Below are 19839 nucleotides of genomic sequence, written 5' to 3'. Positions count from 1 at the left end.
AAATTTTTAAAATAATAGAGAATGGGTAAAATTTATTTAATATATTTAAACGCCCAATCTAATAAATCTATGCATAAATCAGCAGTTTCATCATCTTTATCTAGTTTAGGATTCAATTCAACGAAGTCCATAGATTTAATAAGTCTTGTTTCTCCTAAAACTTTTAAAAGTGTTTTGGCTTCACCAATAGTCATGCCATTTTTAACAGGGGTTCCAGTTCCAGGTACATAATTTGAATCAATGCAATCTATATCAAAACTTAAATGGATAGCTTTAATATTTAAATCCTTTATTTTATTTAATACATCTTCAAGGACAGAACTTATACCATTTTCTTGTACTCTTGCTGTAGAATACACATTAAGATTTTTTTCTTCAATAAGTTCACATTCACCTTTATCCAAATCTCTAGCTCCAATTATAAATACATTGTCAGTTTTTACTTTTGTACCGTGAAAATAAATATTGGTTAAGTCTTCATAGCCAATACCCATAGCTGCTGCAAGAGGCATTCCATGAACATTACCAGTTTCAGTGGTGAGATAGGAATTTATATCTCCATGGGCATCTACCCAAATTACAGCAAAATTTTTGTAATATTTACTTACACCAGAAATACTTCCTAAGCCTAGAGAATGGTCTCCACCTAATATAAGAGGAAAGCTTCCTGAACTTAAGGAGGCATACACTTGTTGAGCTAAGTTAGTGTTTACTTCAGTTATAGGTTTTAAATATTTCATTTTAGGATGGTAAAAATATTTGTTCTCTTCTTTTTCAGTTGGTACATACAAATCGCCTAAATCATAAACATTATGGTATTTACTTAGAACTCCATAAATATTTTTTTCTCTTAATTTTTTAGGACCAAATTCAACACCTTTTATATCAGATCCATAATAAATAGGAACACCTATTAAATTAATGTCCATCACATTACCCCCTTATTAATATATACAAAAATTATTATTACCATAATTATAGTATTAAAACTTTCTTAGTACGTTAAAGAATTATATACCAAATCAAAAAAATATATAAGCCCTTTTTTGAAATGCAGATAATTAAAAATATTCAGAAATAGTATTTGCTTATACTTTGTTAGTTATTAGTTTTTTTATAGAACCTATACTTATGGTATAATGGTAATATAATGGCAGTAAAAAAATGTAATTAAAGGAGGGATTATGGTGGAAGAAAGAAAACAATTGAGCCAAAGTAGAGAGTGTAAAGATAAGGAAGAAAAGGGTATATGTATTGTTGATAAGTATGGAAAAATTGTTTATGCTAACAATTTGTATGCAACTTTTTTAGAAACTACCCCTGAAGTACTTATAGGAGAAGATATAAAAGATGCCTATTTTAATTGCAAGAACAAGGGTACTAATGATAAGATAAACAAATATAAAATAAATGAAAAATTAAAGTATCATTATTTTAACATAAATACATATAACAAAAATCCCTTTATAAAATTTATTGGAGAAAGTAAAAAAGCAAAGAATGCATTAAATATAGCATTAAAGGCTTCAAAAGGTATTTCTACTGTTATAATCTATGGAGAAAGTGGAACTGGAAAAGAGCTTATTGCTGAGGGAATACATAGGGGAAGTGAAAGAGCCACAGGACCTTTTATAAAGGTTAATTGTGCAGCAATTCCTTCTAATCTTTTGGAAAGTGAGCTATTTGGACATGAAAGAGGTTCTTTTACAGGAGCGGTTAGAAGGAAACTTGGTAAATTCGAATTGGCCAAAGGCGGGAGTATATTTTTAGATGAAATAGGTGATTTGGAAAAGAGTATGCAGGTAAAATTACTTAGAGTATTGCAGGAAAAGGAATTTCAAAGGGTTGGGGGAGAGGAAACTCTAAAAACAGATGCTAGAATTATTGCAGCTACTAATAAAAATCTTAAGAGAATGGTAGACAATGAAGAATTTAGAGAAGATTTATATTATAGGTTAAATGTTATACCTATAATTTTGCCTAATTTAAGGGAAAGAAAAGAGGATATACCTCTTTTAGTAAATCACTTTTTAAAAAAGATGAATTTAAAAATGCATAAAGATATAAGAAAAGTAAATGAAGATGCAATGAAAGTATTTATTAATTATAGTTGGCCTGGAAATGTGAGAGAACTAGAAAATATTATGGAAAGAATAATAACTCTTAAGGAAGGTGGATATTTAACTATTGCAGATATACCAAACTATATACTTCAAGGTAGTGAAAACTCCATAGGAATTGGAGATGATAACATAATAAAAGATAACACATTACAAGATATATTAAAAATTAATAGCAAAGATACAATATTTCCACTAAAGTTTTATGAAAAGAAGATAATAAAAGTAGCTTTGGAGAAGTATGGAAGTTACAATGCTGCAGGAAAAGCTCTTGGCATAAGTCATAAAACTGTAGCAGCGAAAGCAAGACAGTTTGGCATAGAAAAAAATACATCATGGGATAAAAAATAATAGAAATAGATTGGATAATCTATAAAAATTTTTTATGATTCTAAATTCATTAAAAATATTGGTAAATAGGTGCAGTTTGGTAAAAATAACCAACGGTCTATAGTTATTAGGTCAAAAATACCAACTTAATGTTACTAAATATCAGTAAAAGCTTAATAACCTTGTGGAAATGATTGGCATGGGAATTGCTGGTTATATTGATAGGGATTTGTAACCGGTTACTTTATTCCTAAATAAAATCATGGGGGGTAATTATTAATGTCAGCTTTTATGGGTGAATTAGTAGGAACTATGTTGCTTATTTTACTAGGTGATGGTGTTGTTGCAGGTGTTTCTCTAAATAAGAGTAAATCGCAAAATAGTGGATGGATTGTTGTTGCTACAGGTTGGGGAATTGCAGTTGCTGTTCCAGCATTTGTTTTTGGAGCTATAAGTGGATCACATTTTAATCCAGCAGTTACTATAGCTTTAGCAGCTATTGGACAATTTCCAGCAGCTCAAGTAGTACCTTATATAATTGCTCAAATGATAGGTGCTATACTTGGAGGATTTTTAGTTTATCTTATGTATCTACCACATTGGAAAGAAACAGAAGATCCAAATACTAAACTTGGAGTATTCTGTACAGCACCAGCTATTAGAAATACAGTAGCAAACTTTATTTCAGAAGTTATTGGAACATTTATGCTTGTATTTGGAATACTTGGATTTGGACTTAATAAGGCTGCTGATGGAATAGGAATTATGTATGTTGGACTATTAATAGTTGGTATAGGTCTTTCTTTAGGTGGACCAACTGGTTATGCTATTAACCCAGCTAGAGATTTAGGACCAAGAATTGCTCATGCTATATTACCAATACCAGGGAAAAGAGATGCTGATTGGGGATATTCATGGATACCAGTTTTAGGACCAATAGTAGGAGGATTAATAGCAGCATTCTTTTTTGCAGCTTTAGTTTAATAGTGTACAATTATTTTTAAGTTGAATTTTTTACTTTTCTCATATTTAATATTATTTGTTACGTAAAGGGGGAAAAAACATGAAAAAACTTATAAATGATTCAGAATACGTTGTTGAAGATATGTTAAAAGGAATGGTAGCTGCTTATCCTCAGTATATTAAAAAATTAGAAGAAGGAAATATAATTGTTAGAAAAGATGCTCCAATAAAAGATAAGGTAGCTTTAGTAAGTGGTGGCGGAAGTGGACATGAACCATCACATGGAGGCTATGTAGGACATGGAATGCTTAGTGCTGCTGTAGCAGGGGCAGTGTTTACATCTCCTACTCCAGATCAAGTTTATGAGGCGGTAAAAGCTGTAGACGGTGGAAAAGGTGTATTACTAGTAATAAAAAATTATAGTGGGGATGTAATGAATTTTGAGATGGCAAAGGATATGGCAGAAGCAGATGGAATAATGGTTGATAGTGTGGTAGTTAATGATGATGTAGCAGTAGAAAATAGCACATATACTACTGGAAGACGTGGTATAGCAGGAACTGTATTTGTTCATAAAATAGCAGGGGCTAAAGCTGAAACTGGAGCCACTTTACAAGAAGTAAAAGCTGTAGCAGAAAAGGTAATAGATAATGTAAGAAGTATGGGAATGGCTTTAACACCATGTATAGTACCAGCTGCGGGTAAACCTACTTTTACTATTGGAGAAAATGAGATGGAAATAGGAATGGGTATACATGGAGAACCAGGTACTCATAGGGAAGGTTTAAAGTCAGCTGATGAAGTTACTAAACATTTAGTTTCAAAAATATTAGACGACATAAATATTAGCAAAAATGAAGAAGTTGCAATTATGGTCAATGGACTTGGAGCAACGCCATTAATGGAATTATATATAGTAAATAAAAAAGTAAGTGAAATCTTTAAAGAAAAAGGAATTAAGGTATATAAAACTTTTGTAGGAGAATTTATGACATCTCTTGAAATGGCAGGTTGTTCTGTTACTGTACTGAAGCTAGATAGTGAATTAAAAGAATTATTAGATGCTTCAGCAGATACTCCAGCATTTAAGATAATTTAATAGTTATAGTTTAATGTATAATAAATTTTGAAGTAAAAGTTAATTTAGTAAAGAGTCAAAAGAAAAGAATATGCATATTTTAGGGAATAGATTATAGAGATAGGGTGTAGAGAATGGATTAGATTTTTAAAGTAAGGCATAAGGAGTGAGAGAAACTCTATCCGCTTTAATAAATTAAAAGTCAATAAAGAGATTTTTTATTAAAAACATTCCTTCACTCTTATCTTTCTATTTTTAAAATTTAATCTTAATACCTATACTCTATACTCTATTATCTGTTATCTAATTAAAAGGAGTGATTTATTATGGCATTAAAGATAGCGCAAGTTACAGAATTGATAAATAATATAGCTAATGTAATTCAAAACAATAAGGAGTTTTTAACAGAACTTGATTCTGCTATAGGTGATGGAGACCATGGAATTAATATGAGTAAGGGTTTTAAAGCTGTGAAAGAAAAATTAACTACAGCTAAAATAAATACAGTAGGTGATATATTAAAAACTACTGGAATGGCATTGGTCTCAAATGTTGGAGGTGCTTCTGGCCCTCTTTATGGTACAGCATTTATGAAAGCTTCTTCTCTAGTTAATAAAGAAGAAGTGAATATAAATGATTTTATAGATATGTTTCAAGCAGCAATAGACGGAGTAAAAATGAGGGGTAAGGCAAATAGAGGAGATAAGACTATGTTAGATGCCTTAGAACCTGCTCTAGATGTTTTAAGAGAAGCTAAAGCTAATGGATTGGATGATATTACTGCTTTAGAGAATATGAAAAATGAAGCATTAAAAGGGGTGGAATATACTAAAGGAATTATAGCTAAAAAGGGTAGAGCAAGCTATTTAGGAGAAAGAAGTATAGGACACCAAGATCCAGGAGCTACGTCAAGTTATTTAATATTAAATGAAATATATAACTATGTCTTAAATAATAATAAATAGTTATTGTTATTTACCAATAGGGAGGTTATGCTATGGTAGGTATGGTCATAGTTTCTCATAGCCGCAAAATAGCTGAAGGAATAGGGGAACTTGCTCTTCAAATGGCATCTGATGTACCCATAGCTGTTGCAGGCGGCACAAAGGATGGAAGAATTGGCACTGATATAGATTTTATATTAAGTGCTATAGACAAAGTTTATTCAGATGACGGGGTTATAATACTTTTTGATTTAGGAAGTGCACTGATGAATGCAGAAATGGCTTTGGATTTTCTACCAGAAGAAAGAAAAGAAAAAGTTAAAATAGTAGATACGGCACTGGTGGAGGGGGCAATAACTGCTGCAGTTGAAATAAGCATGGAAAAAAGTCTAGAGGAAGTAAAAGCAATAGTTGAAGAGATGAGATTAGGAAAAAAGGCATAAAGGAGTTACAAAATGAATATAAAAGAAATACTTATAGAAAATCCTGTTATAGCAGCATTAAGAAACAAAAAAGATTTAGAAAATGTATTAAAGAGTAAAGCATTAGTAGTATTTGTGCTCTATGGAAATATAATGAATATAGCTACTATATGTAAGAAGCTTAAAGAAGAAAACAAAATAGTTTTTGTACATTTAGATATGATAGAAGGTCTAAAAGGGGATCAAGCAGGTATTGAATTTATTAAGGAATATGCTAATCCTCAAGGTATTATTACCACAAAAAGTAGCAATATAAAATATGCAAAGCAATTGGGATTTTATACTATTCAAAGGGTATTTATAATAGACTCATTGTTTTTAAAAACTGGTATAAAAAATATACATGAAACAGGACCAAATGCAGTAGAAGTTATGCCTGGTGTTGCTAGTAAAATAATACACAGTATGGAAAGAGAAATAAATGTACCAATAATAGCAGGTGGATTAATAAAAACTAAAAAAGATGTTATGGATTCATTAGCAGCAGGGGCAATAGCTATATCAACAACTTCTATAGAATTATGGAATTTATAGAAACAATTGATAAAATATTACAAAAGTATTATAATAATAATATAATATTAAGGCGGAGAATAAGAGAGCCATATTTTAGAAATGCTCAGTTAATGGGCTTTCTTAAGTATGGTTCTTTTTATATATATAAATATGTAAACCTTTAATTACCATTGTTCTTAATCATATGCAATAAACATATAATTAAATGGACAAGTATTTATAAGGTTTAACTAAAAATAAAAAATGGGGGTATTTATTATGGCAAAGTATGTTATGGCTTTAGATCAGGGTACAACTAGTTCAAGATGTATACTTTTTAATGAAAAGGGACTTGTAGTTAGTGTAGCTCAAAAAGAATTTAAACAGATATATCCAAAAGGAGGATGGGTTGAGCACGACCCTATGGAAATATGGGCTACTCAATTTAGTGTAGCTACTGAAGCTATGGCAAAAGCTAACATAGAAGCTAAGGATATAGCTGGCATTGGAATTACTAATCAGAGAGAAACTACTATAGTTTGGGATAAGAGAACAGGTATTCCTGTATATAATGCAATAGTTTGGCAATGTAGAAGAACAGCTCCAACTTGTGATGAATTAAAAGAAAGAGGACTTACAGATACAATTAAAAAGAAAACAGGTCTTGTAGTTGATGCTTATTTTTCAGGAACAAAGATTAAATGGATATTAGACAATGTTCCAGGAGCAAGAGAAGAAGCAGAAAAAGGAAATCTTATATTTGGTAATGTAGATACATGGTTAATTTGGAATTTAACTAAAGGTAAAGCTCATGTAACAGACTATACTAATGCTTCAAGAACAATGATATTTAACATACATGATCTAAAATGGGATGAGGAATTATTAGAGATATTAAATATTCCAAAGTCAATGCTTCCAGAAGTAAAGCCATCTAGCTGTGTATATGGAGAAACTGCTATTGCATTATTTGGAGCTCCTATTCCAATTGCAGGTGACGCTGGTGATCAGCAGGCAGCTTTATTTGGACAAACTTGTTTCCAAGAAGGAACAGCAAAGAATACTTATGGTACAGGATGTTTCTTACTTATGAATACTGGAGAAAAAGCAGTTGAATCAAAGAATGGTTTGTTAACTACTATAGCAGTTGGTATTAATGGAAAAGTTCAATATGCCTTAGAAGGAAGTATATTTATTGGAGGAGCAGTTATTCAGTGGTTAAGAGATGAATTAAGAATGCTTAAAGATTCTCCAGAATCAGAAAAATATGCTACAGCAGTTGAAGATACTAATGGAGTATACTTAGTTCCTGCATTTGTAGGACTTGGTGCACCACATTGGGATGCATATGCAAGAGGAACTATAGTTGGACTTACAAGAGGAGCTAAAAAAGAACACTTTATAAGAGCAGCACTTGAATCTATGGCATATCAGACTTATGATGTATTAAAGGCTATGGAAGAAGACTCAGGAATTAAACTTAAAGCATTAAAAGTTGATGGTGGAGCATGTGCAAATAACTTCTTAATGCAGTTCCAGTCCGATATTTTAGGAGTTCCAGTAGAAAGACCAGAAGTAATTGAGACTACAGCACTTGGTGCAGCATATTTAGCAGGTCTTGCAGTAGGATATTGGAAGGATAGAGAAGATGTTTCTCATAACTGGGCAATATCAAAAACATTTGAACCAACTATGGCTGAAGATAAGAGAGAAGAATTAGCAGCAGGTTGGCATGAAGCTGTTAAGAGATCTATGGGATGGGCTAAATAGTTTAGAGTTAAAATAAATGAATAGAATCACACACAGAAATTTGGGGAAATATATTTAAATTGAAAATTACTATGGGAGGTAAAACTTCTGTAGTAATTTTTATTATATATAGAAAAGAGCATACACAGATTTATAATGTATGCTCTAAATTAACAAAATAATTTTAAATTCCCTCTAATAATACCTGCATTCTAATTAAAGTCCTAATCTTGCAAGCTCATCTTTATCTATAATTCTTACCATAGCAACAGTTTCTTTTTTATTTTTTGCATGGTTGTTATTAACTATTCTTAAAATTCCATAGGATAGAGCTAAAAAAGCTAGTCCAGTAAAAGTAGCAGTAAGTTCATTATGAGTAGTTAGATATCCTACAGCAATTCCTGCAAGCATTAATATTAATGGTACTACATAAGCAAAGAAAGTAAATTTAAAGAAGGTATTATCTTCCATAATAACTTCAACACTATCGCCAACTTGCGCAGATATTGTATTGTCCATATCTAAAACCAAAGGTGGTGCTTCACAACTACCTGAACAACTTGCACAGTTATCACCACAGCTAGACAATCTTTTAAATATGACAAAAGCAGTGTCTCCCTGTATTTCTTTTACATATCCAATTTGATTCATTTAAAATCACCCCTTAAAAAATGAGAGTATATTTTTTACTAAGATATTATACCATATAGATATAAAATAAAAAAGGGTGCTGAAAAATGTATTATTTGTTATAATATAAAATATATATAGAATATTCTATATATTACAACTAATTTTTGCTAACAGAGGAGGATTTTACATGAAACTACTTATATTATTGGCAGAAGGTTTTGAGGAAATAGAGGCATTAACTACAGCGGACGTGTTAAGAAGAGCAGGATTAACCTGTCATCTATGTTCTATAGGAGAAGAAATGGTAAAGGGAGCCCATAATATTTGGGTAAAAAGTGATGTAAATATAGATAGTATAAAAATAAATGAATATGATGGAGTAATATTACCAGGAGGGATGCCTGGTGCAACAAATTTAAGAGAGGATTATAGAGTATTATATATTTTACAAAAATTTAATGATGATGGCAAAATAATAGCTGCCATTTGTGCTGCTCCAATAGTTTTAGAAAAGGCTAATATAATTGATGATAAGGAAGTAACCTCTTATCCATCTTTTAAAGAAGAATTTAAGAATAGCAAGTATGTGGAGGATAAAGTAATTCAACAAGATAATATTATAACAAGCAGAGGACCAGCTACAGCTCTTGACTTTGCGTATAAAATATTGGAAAATTTTATTACAACAAAGGATATAGACAATTTAAAAAGGGACATGCTTTTTAAAGGTCTTTAAATTATTAATATTGTAGGTGATTTCATGAAAGACATACAGCTTAAAAATGGTATAAAACTTATATACAAAGAAGCTTTTAGTGATATAACTTCATTTTGTATCGGATTTAATGGTGGAGCATTAGAGGAAGATGGTTTTCCTTTAGGCACTGCTCATGCGGTAGAGCATATGGTATTTAAAGAAACTAAAAATAGAAGTGAGGGAGAAATAAATAAACTTTGTGATGAAATATTTGGATTCCAAAATGCTATGACCAACTATCCCTATGTTATATATTATGGGACAACCTTATCAGAGGATTTTAATAAAGGTCTAGAATTATTTTCTGATATAGTATTAAATCCAACGTTTCCTGAAAAGGGATTTTCTGAAGAAATAAATGTAATACTTGAGGAATTGAAGGAATGGAAAGATGACTTATATCAATATTGTGAAGATGAACTTTTGTATAATGCTTTTAATGAAAGAAGAATAAAAAATTTAATAATAGGTACAGAAGAAAGTATTAAGTCTATAACATTGGAGGATTTAAAGACATTTTATAAAAAATATTATAGACCTGATAATATGGTTATTTCAGTAGTAACTTCTTTAAAATTTGAATTAGTTAAAGATATAGTAGAAAATTATTTTAAAGATTTTAAAATTGGGGAGAAAACTTTTAATTTGGAAGATTCAAACTGTGAAAAGAATGCTTCAATAAAACTTTATGAAAATAATAAGGTAGGGGTATTCCAAAAATTAAGGGAAGAAATCAATGGAGCTAAAATACAATACTGCTATCCAATACATAGTTTAAATGAGGAAGATATGAAGATGCTAAAATTATTTAATTTTTATTTTGGAGAGGGTACTAGCAGTATATTATATGATATTATAAGAACTAAAAATGGACTAGCATATGAGATATCAAGCGATATTAAGGAAGAAAGAGGGATTAAGCTATTCACAATTACATTAGGTACATCAAAGGATAAGGTGGAAAAGGCTATTAAATTAATTAATGAATCAATAGAAGACATTAAAAATAATAATAACTTTTTTACAAAGGAAAAGATTCAAAGTGCATCAAAAAGTATTAAACTAAAAAAGGCTTTAAGAATTGAAAAATCTATACAATTAGCTAAAGATTTAACTTGTTATGAGCTTATGTATAATTCTTATAAAAAAGTTTATGATGAAGTAGAAAATTTAAGTAGTATTGATGGAGAAAAAATAAATACACTTATAAATAGAGTGCTTAACTTTCCAAGTATACAGATAATCAAGTGATTATTAGTTTTGGTAGAAGTTATATAAGATAAGTAAAATAGCTGTGAATAATATTTCACAGCTATTGCTTTTTTTTATCTTTAGGATAAAAAAAGCTAGGTCTTTCAGTATCTTCTTTTATATCACTTAAAAAAAAGTCTTTTATACCAGCTAAATTAATAGGAACTGCAGGAGAACTGTATGGAGTAGAAAAGCTCATAGTAGAAACTAGATTGATGACTATAAAAGTTATTCCTACAATAAATCCAAATAACCCTAAGGTTCCGGTAAATAATAAAATAAAAAATTTTAATACTCTAAAAGAAGACATAATAGTATAGTCAGGAAGTATAAAAGAGGTCATAGTGGATAAAGCAACTATAATAACCATAAGTGGACTTACAAGTCCAGCTGCTACTGAAGCCTGACCTATAACTATAGTACCAACAATACCAATAGTAGAACCAATTTGTTTTGGCAATCTTAAACTAGCTTCTTTTAATATTTCTGCTACTATTTCCATAAGAAAAGCTTCTAAAAATGCATTTATAGGTACAGTAGCTCTTGATTTAGCTAAAGTCAAAATATATTCAGTTGGCAATATATCAGGATGAAAACTTACCACTGCTACATAAATAGGAGATAAAGTTAAAGAGAGTACAAGTGAAAATAATCTTAAGCATTTTAGGAATATAGAAAAGTAAGTAAGTTTATAGTGGTCATCACCAGCATCCATAAAGTCCCAAAATGTTTGAGGGATTACAATAGGTAAATGACTACCTTCTACAACTATGCAGATCTTACCATCGAGTAAAGATGCACAAGCAGAATCAGATCTTTCTACTATACCAGTTTGGGGAAATAAGCTGAATTTTTGTTGTAAAAATTTTTGTAAGTATCCGGTTTCCATGATTCCATCAACATCTATGCCATTAATTTTTTGAATAGCTTTATTTACTAAATTAGAATCAGCAACATCTTCTAAATAAATTACAGCTACAGAAGTTTTAGTCCTTTTACCTACAGTGGTTTTATGTATATTTAATCTAGAATCTTTTAATCTATATCTTATTAGTGAAATATTATTTTCGAAGTTTTCCGTAAAACTATCTCTTGGACCTTTTAAAGTAGTTTGAAGTTGAGGGTCAGGTAAGCTCCTTTTTGGTACTTTATAAGTATTTATTACTATATAGTTTACATCTTTAGTTGATAAAATAACCGAATTTCCTTTTAAAATATAATCAGTTATCTTATTAATGTCATTATCAATAAGAAAGTTATCAATAGTTATAATTGATTCAGCTATGTAATTTATATTTAAGGAATTTGAATCCTTGTAGGATAATAAGGGCTTTATTATATAATTGGACAGTGAAATCCTATCAGTTATTGCTGAAATATAAAGTAGATAATAATCATATCCTAATAAATTTAATTTTCGTATGGTAATATCCAATTCGCTTTTAGATAATTCTTCTATTAGATTTAATACAGCTTTATTTTTTAACACTAATACTCACCTTACTTTGAATTACTCTTATTAATACTTTCATAATCATAAAAGTTTTTACTAACTATTTTTGTATTTACATTTACATTAACTTCAGCTTTAGGAAATTCTTTTTTCCAATCAATTGTTTTATATGCCACTGGATTTTGAGCTCTAAAGTATCTTAAAAATTGAAAAATATCGCATTTATATTCTTCTTGAGCTTTTTTTATTATACTAGTAATATAGCCTTTTATTTTTTTAGATGTTTCATTTTCTAACATTGATAAATCATTGTCATTTAGATCCATTTCTTTATAGGAGTAGTCTAATTTTTCTTTTAATTTTAAATCAATATTAATAACTACCTTATTATCAATATATTTAGTTTTTATATTTTTTTTAAAACTTATAGGAGAAATGGATATTAAATTACTATTATCATGTAAAGAAACATATTCTGTTAAATTGGGATTATTAGATAATAAATATAATAGTCCCTTAGACTTATTAATGTTTATTACATCGATAAGCCTACTTTCTTCATTCATTATTGCAGAACCTAAGTAAGTTATTAATTCGTTATCTATGCCTAGATAAGGAAGTACAAATCCCATATGTTTTAAAGAAATAATGTTAAGCACATCACTAAAATCAATATAAATACCTTTCCCTTCTGCATTTGAGCTACGAATAATATCCTCAATTAAAAAACCAGCGGATAAATTATTGGGAACATTTAAATTAAATATTTCTTTGGGAGATTCCTTGGTTACAACGGGTATAACTGTTTTTCTATAGTTGTAAATTCTATTGATCCTGTTAATGTAGGGCAATATGCCATCTTTTGCATAATTTTCACTAAAAATAACGGTTTTCACAGCGCCTAAAAATATAGGGAAAGGCGATTTTCTATCTTGAATAAATCGAGCATCTTCAAAATTGGGGCCATAAGAGATAATTTTATATATATTTGAAGAATTTGATTTATTGGGATCCTTAGATAATGATGTTTTAAATCCAGCTACCTCGCTGATTAACTCTACTTCATCCTTTAGCTTATCTACACCTATAGAAACATAAATACCCCTTTTTTCTATATCAGCATAATCCCAGCATCCTGAAAAAATTATAGTAAACATAAATATTAACATAATACATAATGATTTATAAATTTTTTTTATCATATTTTTTCACCTTAGATATAATAAATAATATAAATGGAATTACAAATGAGCAAAATAATCCTAAATAACCGGTATATAATAATATTTCTCGTACATCTTCATTATAGCGTGGAATGAGTGATGCAATGAAAACTAATGTCATAACTATAGCTGTTGATAGAACATTACTTTTTATTTTAAGCAATTTACGAATAAAAAAATTTAAGGCATAACTTTCAATAGTAACTGTAGTGAAAACAGCCATAATCCAGGCGGTCAATACAATTCCATCAATTTTTCTGAAAAACTCTAAAAAATGAACATCCATTCTTTTAGCTGAAATTATAAGAGCATCGTAATAATGAACTAAATCCTCAGCACCAATTATTGATAAATTTGATTCAAAAATTATAATATAAATTAAACCTATAAATGCAGTCATAGATAAAGTATATTTAAATACTGACTTGTTATTTTTATCACTAAAAGGAACTATTAATAATAATTCTCCTCCTATAAATGATAATATTAAATGTTTTGATGATTTTAATGGGCCAATTAAACCATTGAACCCTAGTACTGGAAGTAAGTTAAGCATATCGCCTTCTGTAAATGATAGAGTATTTATTATTATTGCAAAAATAATAATAGCAAATCCATAAAGTTCACACAATTTTCCAATAACCTGTAAACCCTTTGATAAGGCATAATAACATAAAATTAATAAAATAAATATTATAATCCATGAGGGAGTTTTTATAAGTATGGAGTTTTTTATTATATTAGCTGTATCTCTTAATGACATACTGGAAACTAGAAATAAATATATTATGAATAATATTATAAAAATGTTTGAAATAAAGTTACCCACCAATTTTTTGCTATATTCATCAAAAGTCATATTTTTGTAAGTATAATTTAAGAAGGTTATTATATACATTCCTAATAAAGAGACAATTGTACATATAGCTATAGAAATCCAACCAGCGGTAGAAGCATATTCAGCAACTTGTTTTGGAAGACTTACGATACCATAACCAACTACTATACCAAATATATAAAAGGCAATTTGTTTATTAGTAAGATGTTCTTTCATAATAATCCTCCTAGGCATATTAACATTAGTATGCATGTTTTTATGAATTTTATTCCTAGGCTGGTATATAATGAAACATTATTTTTTGAATATAAGAAATTTATTTATTATAAATACTATTGTTCCTGTTGAAGCATAGGCTATGAAATTAGAAATATTAGACCAAGCTACTGGAGATATACCTAAAATATTATGCATGGACAATATAGACAATAAGAATGCATCAGCTATATTAGACAGGCCTAAAACAGAGGCATATCTAATATAAGATCCATCTGCTTTAAAAGTATATTTTTTATTCAAATTATAACCGTTGAGAGAACATATAATAAAGGATATAGTTTTAAATATTATATTTACATAGCCTTCATATAAGTGAGTAATTTTCCACAGTATATTTAATATTGTAAAATCTATTATAAAATTTATTCCCCCAATAAGTACATAAAATATAAATTCTTTTAAATTTTTTATTTTCATACTTATAACTCCCTTATCCACAAAATTTCACATCAAAAAATAATAAGAATTAAGTAGGTAGGTTATATTATATTTTTTACATAACTTTTTTATTACATTTTTAATCTTTCCGGGATCATCGAAGTTTTCTAAGGAATTAATGAATTCAGTTTTTTCCTTAATGCTAGCTTTATCTTTTATATACCCCCAAGTATGCAGAAGAGTATTTTTAAAATTACCTTCGTTAAACGGAAGGGCTAAAGTTTTATCTATGATTTTATAAAACTCTAGCATATTTTTATCTGAATTTATTATTGAACTACATTTTTTATATAGCCCATAATCTTTTTCCATTACTGTATATTTATATTTTGCCCATTGTTCAAATTTAGTGGAATTTTTAGTAGGGTGTAGACAATTTATGCATTCTATTGCAGATATATCTTTATCTTTTACTTCTAACATTATATCTGGATTAAAGTCTTTAATTTTTTCATAAAAGTTCAAAAAGTTTTCTATATCTATATGTTTTGAGTGAGCGCCGGCTTTTTTATTTATGTCGCTATCGGAATAGTGGAGCTTCATATTACCGTCTTTAGTAGTCCAGCTATTGTAAACAGATTTTAATACACATTCAATATCTTCACATTTACCAGGATTAAAGTTATGATGAAGATTATCAAATACAGCAGGAATATTTAAGTTATTACAAAGTTCTAGTACCTCATATATATTAAAAATTCTCTCATCATTTTCTAAAACCAGTCTACTTTTTGCGGAATCAGAAAGCTTTTTAAAATTTTCTTTAAATCTTTTAAGAGCGGATAGTTTGTCGTTATAGGCTCCTCCTATATGAAGGACTATTTTATTAGTATAATCAATTTCTAATGAATCTAAAAAAAGGCAATGATATTCTATATCTCTTATACTTTTATTTACTACATCTTCAAAAGGAGAATTAAGCACTGTATATTGCCCAGGATGCATGGAGACCCTTATATTATTTTTTTTAATGAATTCTCCTGTATTTTGCAATTCTTCATGAAAGGTTTTCCACCAAGAAAAATCATTGACGCTGTGGGAACCGAATGGAATAATATCGGAGCTAATTCTAAACATGTAAATATTATTATCTATATTATAATTAAGGATTTTATTTAAATCCTCTATGTTGTATTTTACGCATTCATAAAATCTATCAAAAGAAAAGTTTTTTAATACAAAACTCCTAGTAGTTTTGGCATCTAAGCCCATGGGAATACAGGCGTACCCTATTTTCATTATACTTTTCCTCCTTTATAATTATAAAAGATTGCGAAGCAACTTTTTAGAGCACAGAGCAAAGAGTACAGAGTACAGATAAGGATAATTTTTCTTCATTAGCATTACGAAAAATTTTAAATTATTTATTATTAAATTTAAGCTTTTCTGTAGTGTCAACGGAAAAAAAGCTTCCATATCTATAATCTGTGCTCTGTAATCTGTACTCTAAAAAAGTATTATGTACTTTTTTTATAGTTTATTCTAAATAACAATAATAGTCAATCATGTAATAATTTATTATTTTGATAATATAATAATGTAGATTGAAGGTAGTAACTGTAAGTTTTGGCTATTGACCATTTTATTGCATTGTAGTATTATGAAGTTGTAAAAATAAATATAGCAATCGCAGGGGAGCTGGTGTTGCCGGCTGAGAGTAGGAACGAAATTCTTAGACCTTTTAACCTGATCTGGATAATGCCAGCGTAGGAAAGTGTTTGTAAATTAGTTTTAGTTTAAGTAAGGTACAAATCCCACGTTGGTTTGTACCTTTTTTATTTTTTGTTTTTAATTTGATATCTTAGCATTAATACTGAAATTTAGCAAATACAATAAATTTAAAAGGATGGTGTTTTTGTGAAAACTAAGAAAATTACTTTTTCAGCATTACTTATTGCAGTAGGAGTTTTTACAGGTAATTTAATTTACATACCTGTAGGAATATCTAAATGTTTTCCAGTACAACATAGTATTAATGTACTAGCAGCAACGCTTTTAGGGCCATATTATAGTGTGGCTATTGCCTTTTGTATTTCACTTCTGAGAAATGTATTAGGTACAGGTTCATTACTTGCTTTTCCAGGAAGTATGATAGGGGCTTTTCTTGCAGCAACACTTTATAAAAAAGGACATAAACTTATTCATGCAGTGTTAGGAGAAGTTATAGGTACAGGTATTATAGGTGCATTAATAGCTTTTCCAATAGCAAAGTTTATTTTAGGTAAAAAAGTGGCAGCATTATTTTTTGTAGCTCCATTTTCTATTAGTACTATTGGCGGAAGCATTATTGGATATCTTATATTAAAAGCTTTGGATAGAAAAACGGTAATAACTAACAATTAAAAGGGAGAGATAAATTATGAAAAAGGTACTAACTATAGCGGGATCAGATAGTTCAGGAGGAGCAGGCGTTCAAGCAGATCTAAAGACAATGTCTGCCCATGGAGTGTTTGGCATGAGTGTTATTACTGCTATTACTGCCCAAAATACTCAAGGAGTTTTTGCAGTTCAAGATATAGACAAAGATATAATTGGAGCACAAATAGATGCTATTTTTACAGATATAGAAGTAGATGCTGTGAAAATAGGCATGGTATCTAAAATAGACACTATTGATGTAATTTGTGAAAAGATAAAACAGTATAGTCCTAAAAATTTAGTAGTTGATCCAGTTATGATATCTAAAAGCGGATTTGATCTTTTAAAACCAGAATCTAAAATGACTTTAGTTACAAAATTATTACCACTAGCTACAGTAGTAACTCCTAATCTTCCAGAAGCAGAGGTAATTGTAAAAACTTATAATGAAGTATTACCAGAGGAAGAAAGATTACATATAGGAGAGATAGAAAATAGTGCAGACATGGAAAAGGTGGCTAGATTTATATGCAAAATTGGAGTTAAGTATGTACTTATAAAAGGTGGTCATTTAAAAGATGATGCAGTAGATATCTTGTTTGATGGAGAAAGAATGCACTATTTTGAAAGCAAAAGAATAAATACTAAAAATACTCATGGTACAGGATGTACACTGTCTTCAGCTATAGCATCAAATCTTGCCCTTGGACATTCAATTGAAGAAGCTGTTAAATTAGCTAAGGAATACATTACTATAGCTATAGAATATTCTTTAGATATAGGAAAAGGAGTAGGGCCTACCAATCATTTTTATACACTTTATAAAAAAGCAGGAATGACTATTAAAGAATAAATAAAAGAATCTGTCATCTGTACTCTTAAGAAAAGTTTTGGAGGTAGTAAATATGGAAATGTATGAAAATATATATAATAGTTTATTAAAAGTTAAAGAAAAGAATCCTCTTGTTCATCATATAACAAATTATGTTACAGTAAATGATTGTGCAAATATTGTTTTAGCTATTGGAGGCTCACCAGTAATGGCAGATGATGAGAGAGAAGTGGAGGAAATGGTATCCATTGCATCTTCTTTAGTAATTAACATAGGAACATTAAATAGTAGAACAGTACAATCAATGATACTTGCAGGCAAAAAAGCAAATAGCCTAAATATACCTGTAATATTAGATCCTGTAGGAGTAGGAGCTACAAGTTATAGAACAGAAGTGGCAAAAAAATTAATTGAAGAAGTACACTTTTCAGTAGTTAGAGGAAATTTATCTGAAATTAAAAATATTGCAGGTATAGAGGTTATAACTAAAGGTGTAGATGCTTCAGAAGTTGGGGACACTTCTACAAAAATGGAAGAAAAGAAAGAAATTTCCCAAGAACTTTCAAAGGAATTAGATGCTATAATTGCAGTTACTGGAGAAGTTGATTGTATAAGTTCTAAAGATAAAAGTTATTATATTGCTAATGGACATAAGATTTTATCTAAAATAACTGGGACAGGATGTATGTGTTCTTCTTTAATAGGAAGTTTTTGTGGAGCAGAAAGAGATTATTTAACAGCAGCTGTAGCAGGAGTAGCTTCTATGGGGATTGCGGGAGAAATAGCCTATGAGAAAACTAAGGATTTAGGGATAGGTTCTTTTAAGACAGCTTTAATGGACAGTATTTATAATCTTGACTTAAATACTTATAAAGAAAGGAGTAAAATATATTAATGAAAAGTTTAATAGATTATACATTATATTTGGTAACAGATAGAGAACTTTTAAATGGAAGGAATCTAGAAGAAGCAGTAGAAGAATCAATTTTAGGTGGAACAACATTAGTGCAGCTAAGAGAAAAAGATATAGATACAAGAGATTTCTATAATATTGCTTTAAAAATAAAGGCTGTAACAAGTAAATATAATGTACCTTTAATTATAAATGACAGAGTTGATATAGCCTTAGCAGTAGATGCTGAAGGAGTACATGTGGGCCAAAGTGACATGGAGGCTAAAATTGTAAGAAAATTAATTGGAGAAGGAAAAATAATTGGAGTGTCAGCAAGAAATTTAGAAGAAGCTATTGAAGCTGAAAAACAAGGAGCTGATTATTTAGGTGTGGGAGCTATATTTGGTACCACTACTAAAAAGGATGCTAAGAATGTATCAATTGATGAGTTGAAAAGAATAAAAAGCACAGTTTCTATTCCTATAGTAGCTATAGGCGGGATAAATGAAAAAAATGTATCCCTGCTCAAGGATACAGGAATTGAGGGGGTTTCAATTATTTCTGCTATATTGGCTAAAGAAAATATAAAAGAAGCATCAAAAAATTTAAAGGATCTTTTTAGTAAGTAAAAATTTAATATAAATAGTTTATTTAATTAAGTAAAGAGCATATATTGCACAAAGGAAGTGTAATATATGCTTTTTGCATAGTTATATAAATGTAT

The 19839-nt window shown here is 29.3% G+C and carries 20 protein-coding genes and 1 riboswitch; of the genes, 13 read left to right on the top strand and 7 right to left on the bottom strand.

The annotated features are described in order from the left end of the window. Positions 1-32: 32 nt before the first annotated feature. On the bottom strand, positions 33-929 hold the full coding sequence (gene rocF, locus T514_RS0117190) for an arginase (protein ID WP_027625888.1): 897 nt from the start codon (positions 927-929) through the stop codon (positions 33-35). A 255-nt stretch (positions 930-1184) separates the two neighbouring features. Here rocF and T514_RS24865 point away from each other — a divergent pair, with 255 nt between their 5' ends. From T514_RS24865 to glpK, 7 genes are all read left to right on the top strand, one after another. Further along, on the top strand, positions 1185-2471 hold the full coding sequence (locus T514_RS24865; protein ID WP_242850624.1) for a sigma-54 interaction domain-containing protein: 1287 nt from the start codon (positions 1185-1187) through the stop codon (positions 2469-2471). Positions 2472-2729: 258 nt separating this feature from the next. Further along, on the top strand, positions 2730-3434 hold the full coding sequence (locus T514_RS0117180) for an MIP/aquaporin family protein (RefSeq protein WP_027625887.1): 705 nt from the start codon (positions 2730-2732) through the stop codon (positions 3432-3434). 79 nt (positions 3435-3513) lie between these two features. Continuing rightward, a complete protein-coding gene (gene dhaK, locus T514_RS0117175; RefSeq protein ID WP_027625886.1) occupies positions 3514-4512 on the top strand; it encodes a dihydroxyacetone kinase subunit DhaK in 999 nt (332 codons plus the stop codon). 305 nt (positions 4513-4817) lie between these two features. Further along, on the top strand, positions 4818-5456 hold the full coding sequence (gene dhaL, locus T514_RS0117170) for a dihydroxyacetone kinase subunit DhaL (RefSeq protein ID WP_027625885.1): 639 nt from the start codon (positions 4818-4820) through the stop codon (positions 5454-5456). Between the two features lie 32 nt (positions 5457-5488). Next, positions 5489-5878, top strand: coding sequence for a dihydroxyacetone kinase phosphoryl donor subunit DhaM (gene dhaM / locus T514_RS0117165; protein WP_027625884.1), 390 nt, complete (start codon positions 5489-5491; stop codon positions 5876-5878). Positions 5879-5890: 12 nt separating this feature from the next. Continuing rightward, positions 5891-6451 (top strand): glycerol-3-phosphate responsive antiterminator, encoded by a 561-nt coding sequence (locus T514_RS0117160; RefSeq protein ID WP_027625883.1) that lies wholly within the window; start codon positions 5891-5893, stop codon positions 6449-6451. Positions 6452-6691: 240 nt separating this feature from the next. Continuing rightward, positions 6692-8182 (top strand): glycerol kinase GlpK, encoded by a 1491-nt coding sequence (gene glpK / locus T514_RS0117150; RefSeq protein WP_027625882.1) that lies wholly within the window; start codon positions 6692-6694, stop codon positions 8180-8182. Positions 8183-8377: 195 nt separating this feature from the next. Here glpK and T514_RS0117145 read toward each other — a convergent pair whose 3' ends face one another. Next, positions 8378-8812, bottom strand: coding sequence for a SoxR reducing system RseC family protein (locus T514_RS0117145; RefSeq protein ID WP_027625881.1), 435 nt, complete (start codon positions 8810-8812; stop codon positions 8378-8380). A gap of 169 nt (positions 8813-8981) precedes the next feature. On the opposite strand from T514_RS0117145, the gene T514_RS0117140 reads away from it, so the two are divergent. Together T514_RS0117140 and T514_RS0117135 are read left to right on the top strand one after the other, a co-directional pair. Continuing rightward, positions 8982-9530, top strand: coding sequence for a DJ-1 family glyoxalase III (locus tag T514_RS0117140; protein ID WP_034869524.1), 549 nt, complete (start codon positions 8982-8984; stop codon positions 9528-9530). Between the two features lie 24 nt (positions 9531-9554). After that, complete coding sequence (locus tag T514_RS0117135) at positions 9555-10802, top strand: M16 family metallopeptidase (RefSeq protein WP_027625879.1); 1248 nt, start codon at positions 9555-9557, stop codon at positions 10800-10802. Positions 10803-10863: 61 nt separating this feature from the next. Here the strand turns inward: T514_RS0117135 and T514_RS0117130 are convergent, their stop codons facing one another. The 5 genes from T514_RS0117130 to uvsE form a co-directional block, all read right to left on the bottom strand. Next, complete coding sequence (locus T514_RS0117130; protein ID WP_027625878.1) at positions 10864-12291, bottom strand: spore germination protein; 1428 nt, start codon at positions 12289-12291, stop codon at positions 10864-10866. Between the two features lie 11 nt (positions 12292-12302). Further along, entirely contained in the window at positions 12303-13457 is a 1155-nt protein-coding gene (locus T514_RS0117125) for a Ger(x)C family spore germination protein (protein ID WP_027625877.1), read from the bottom strand. After that, positions 13438-14532, bottom strand: coding sequence for a GerAB/ArcD/ProY family transporter (locus T514_RS0117120; protein WP_027625876.1), 1095 nt, complete (start codon positions 14530-14532; stop codon positions 13438-13440). Before T514_RS0117120 ends, T514_RS0117125 begins: the two co-directional genes overlap by 20 nt. Positions 14533-14610: 78 nt before the next feature. After that, on the bottom strand, positions 14611-15012 hold the full coding sequence (locus tag T514_RS0117115) for a GtrA family protein (protein ID WP_034869521.1): 402 nt from the start codon (positions 15010-15012) through the stop codon (positions 14611-14613). Positions 15013-15039: 27 nt separating this feature from the next. Continuing rightward, on the bottom strand, positions 15040-16272 hold the full coding sequence (gene uvsE / locus T514_RS0117110) for a UV DNA damage repair endonuclease UvsE (RefSeq protein ID WP_027625874.1): 1233 nt from the start codon (positions 16270-16272) through the stop codon (positions 15040-15042). A 382-nt stretch (positions 16273-16654) separates the two neighbouring features. Beyond that, positions 16655-16764: riboswitch (TPP riboswitch) on the top strand. A 126-nt stretch (positions 16765-16890) separates the two neighbouring features. Here uvsE and thiW point away from each other — a divergent pair. Genes thiW through thiE form a run of 4 tightly spaced genes read left to right on the top strand, consistent with a single transcriptional unit; the run spans position 16891 to position 19744 of the window. Then, positions 16891-17376, top strand: a complete 486-nt coding sequence (gene thiW, locus T514_RS0117105) for an energy coupling factor transporter S component ThiW (protein WP_027625873.1) — start codon at positions 16891-16893, stop codon at positions 17374-17376. Positions 17377-17392: 16 nt separating this feature from the next. Beyond that, positions 17393-18244 carry a bifunctional hydroxymethylpyrimidine kinase/phosphomethylpyrimidine kinase gene (gene thiD / locus T514_RS0117100; protein WP_027625872.1) on the top strand — a complete coding sequence of 284 codons (852 nt, stop codon included), beginning with the start codon at positions 17393-17395 and terminating at the stop codon, positions 18242-18244. Positions 18245-18296: 52 nt separating this feature from the next. Beyond that, complete coding sequence (thiM, locus tag T514_RS0117095; protein ID WP_027625871.1) at positions 18297-19118, top strand: hydroxyethylthiazole kinase; 822 nt, start codon at positions 18297-18299, stop codon at positions 19116-19118. Continuing rightward, the gene (gene thiE, locus T514_RS0117090) at positions 19118-19744 is read left to right on the top strand and encodes a thiamine phosphate synthase (RefSeq protein WP_027625870.1); all 627 of its coding nucleotides are present in this window, start codon (positions 19118-19120) and stop codon (positions 19742-19744) included. Before thiM ends, thiE begins: the two co-directional genes overlap by 1 nt. The last annotated feature ends 95 nt before the right edge of the window (positions 19745-19839 follow it).

The sequence above is a fragment of the Clostridium lundense DSM 17049 genome, from assembly GCF_000619945.1.
GTDB classification, from domain to species: domain Bacteria; phylum Bacillota; class Clostridia; order Clostridiales; family Clostridiaceae; genus Clostridium_AO; species Clostridium_AO lundense.
The sequence above is the reverse complement of the archived record's forward strand: the minus strand, read 5'-3'. Positions and strand labels throughout refer to the sequence as shown.

Excerpts from the sequence above, each read along its gene's own strand:
- rocF (WP_027625888.1), bottom strand. The coding sequence starts at position 929 with ATGGACATTAATTTAATAGGTGTTCCTATTTATTATGGATCTGATATA.
- T514_RS24865 (WP_242850624.1), top strand. The coding sequence starts at position 1,185 with ATGGTGGAAGAAAGAAAACAATTGAGCCAAAGTAGAGAGTGTAAAGAT.
- T514_RS0117180 (WP_027625887.1), top strand. The coding sequence starts at position 2,730 with ATGTCAGCTTTTATGGGTGAATTAGTAGGAACTATGTTGCTTATTTTA.
- dhaK (WP_027625886.1), top strand. The coding sequence starts at position 3,514 with ATGAAAAAACTTATAAATGATTCAGAATACGTTGTTGAAGATATGTTA.
- dhaL (WP_027625885.1), top strand. The coding sequence starts at position 4,818 with ATGGCATTAAAGATAGCGCAAGTTACAGAATTGATAAATAATATAGCT.
- dhaM (WP_027625884.1), top strand. The coding sequence starts at position 5,489 with ATGGTAGGTATGGTCATAGTTTCTCATAGCCGCAAAATAGCTGAAGGA.
- T514_RS0117160 (WP_027625883.1), top strand. The coding sequence starts at position 5,891 with ATGAATATAAAAGAAATACTTATAGAAAATCCTGTTATAGCAGCATTA.
- glpK (WP_027625882.1), top strand. The coding sequence starts at position 6,692 with ATGGCAAAGTATGTTATGGCTTTAGATCAGGGTACAACTAGTTCAAGA.
- T514_RS0117145 (WP_027625881.1), bottom strand. The coding sequence starts at position 8,812 with ATGAATCAAATTGGATATGTAAAAGAAATACAGGGAGACACTGCTTTT.
- T514_RS0117140 (WP_034869524.1), top strand. The coding sequence starts at position 8,982 with ATGAAACTACTTATATTATTGGCAGAAGGTTTTGAGGAAATAGAGGCA.
- T514_RS0117135 (WP_027625879.1), top strand. The coding sequence starts at position 9,555 with ATGAAAGACATACAGCTTAAAAATGGTATAAAACTTATATACAAAGAA.
- T514_RS0117125 (WP_027625877.1), bottom strand. The coding sequence starts at position 13,457 with ATGATAAAAAAAATTTATAAATCATTATGTATTATGTTAATATTTATG.
- T514_RS0117120 (WP_027625876.1), bottom strand. The coding sequence starts at position 14,532 with ATGAAAGAACATCTTACTAATAAACAAATTGCCTTTTATATATTTGGT.
- T514_RS0117115 (WP_034869521.1), bottom strand. The coding sequence starts at position 15,012 with ATGAAAATAAAAAATTTAAAAGAATTTATATTTTATGTACTTATTGGG.
- uvsE (WP_027625874.1), bottom strand. The coding sequence starts at position 16,272 with ATGAAAATAGGGTACGCCTGTATTCCCATGGGCTTAGATGCCAAAACT.
- thiD (WP_027625872.1), top strand. The coding sequence starts at position 17,393 with ATGAAAAAGGTACTAACTATAGCGGGATCAGATAGTTCAGGAGGAGCA.
- thiM (WP_027625871.1), top strand. The coding sequence starts at position 18,297 with ATGGAAATGTATGAAAATATATATAATAGTTTATTAAAAGTTAAAGAA.
- thiE (WP_027625870.1), top strand. The coding sequence starts at position 19,118 with ATGAAAAGTTTAATAGATTATACATTATATTTGGTAACAGATAGAGAA.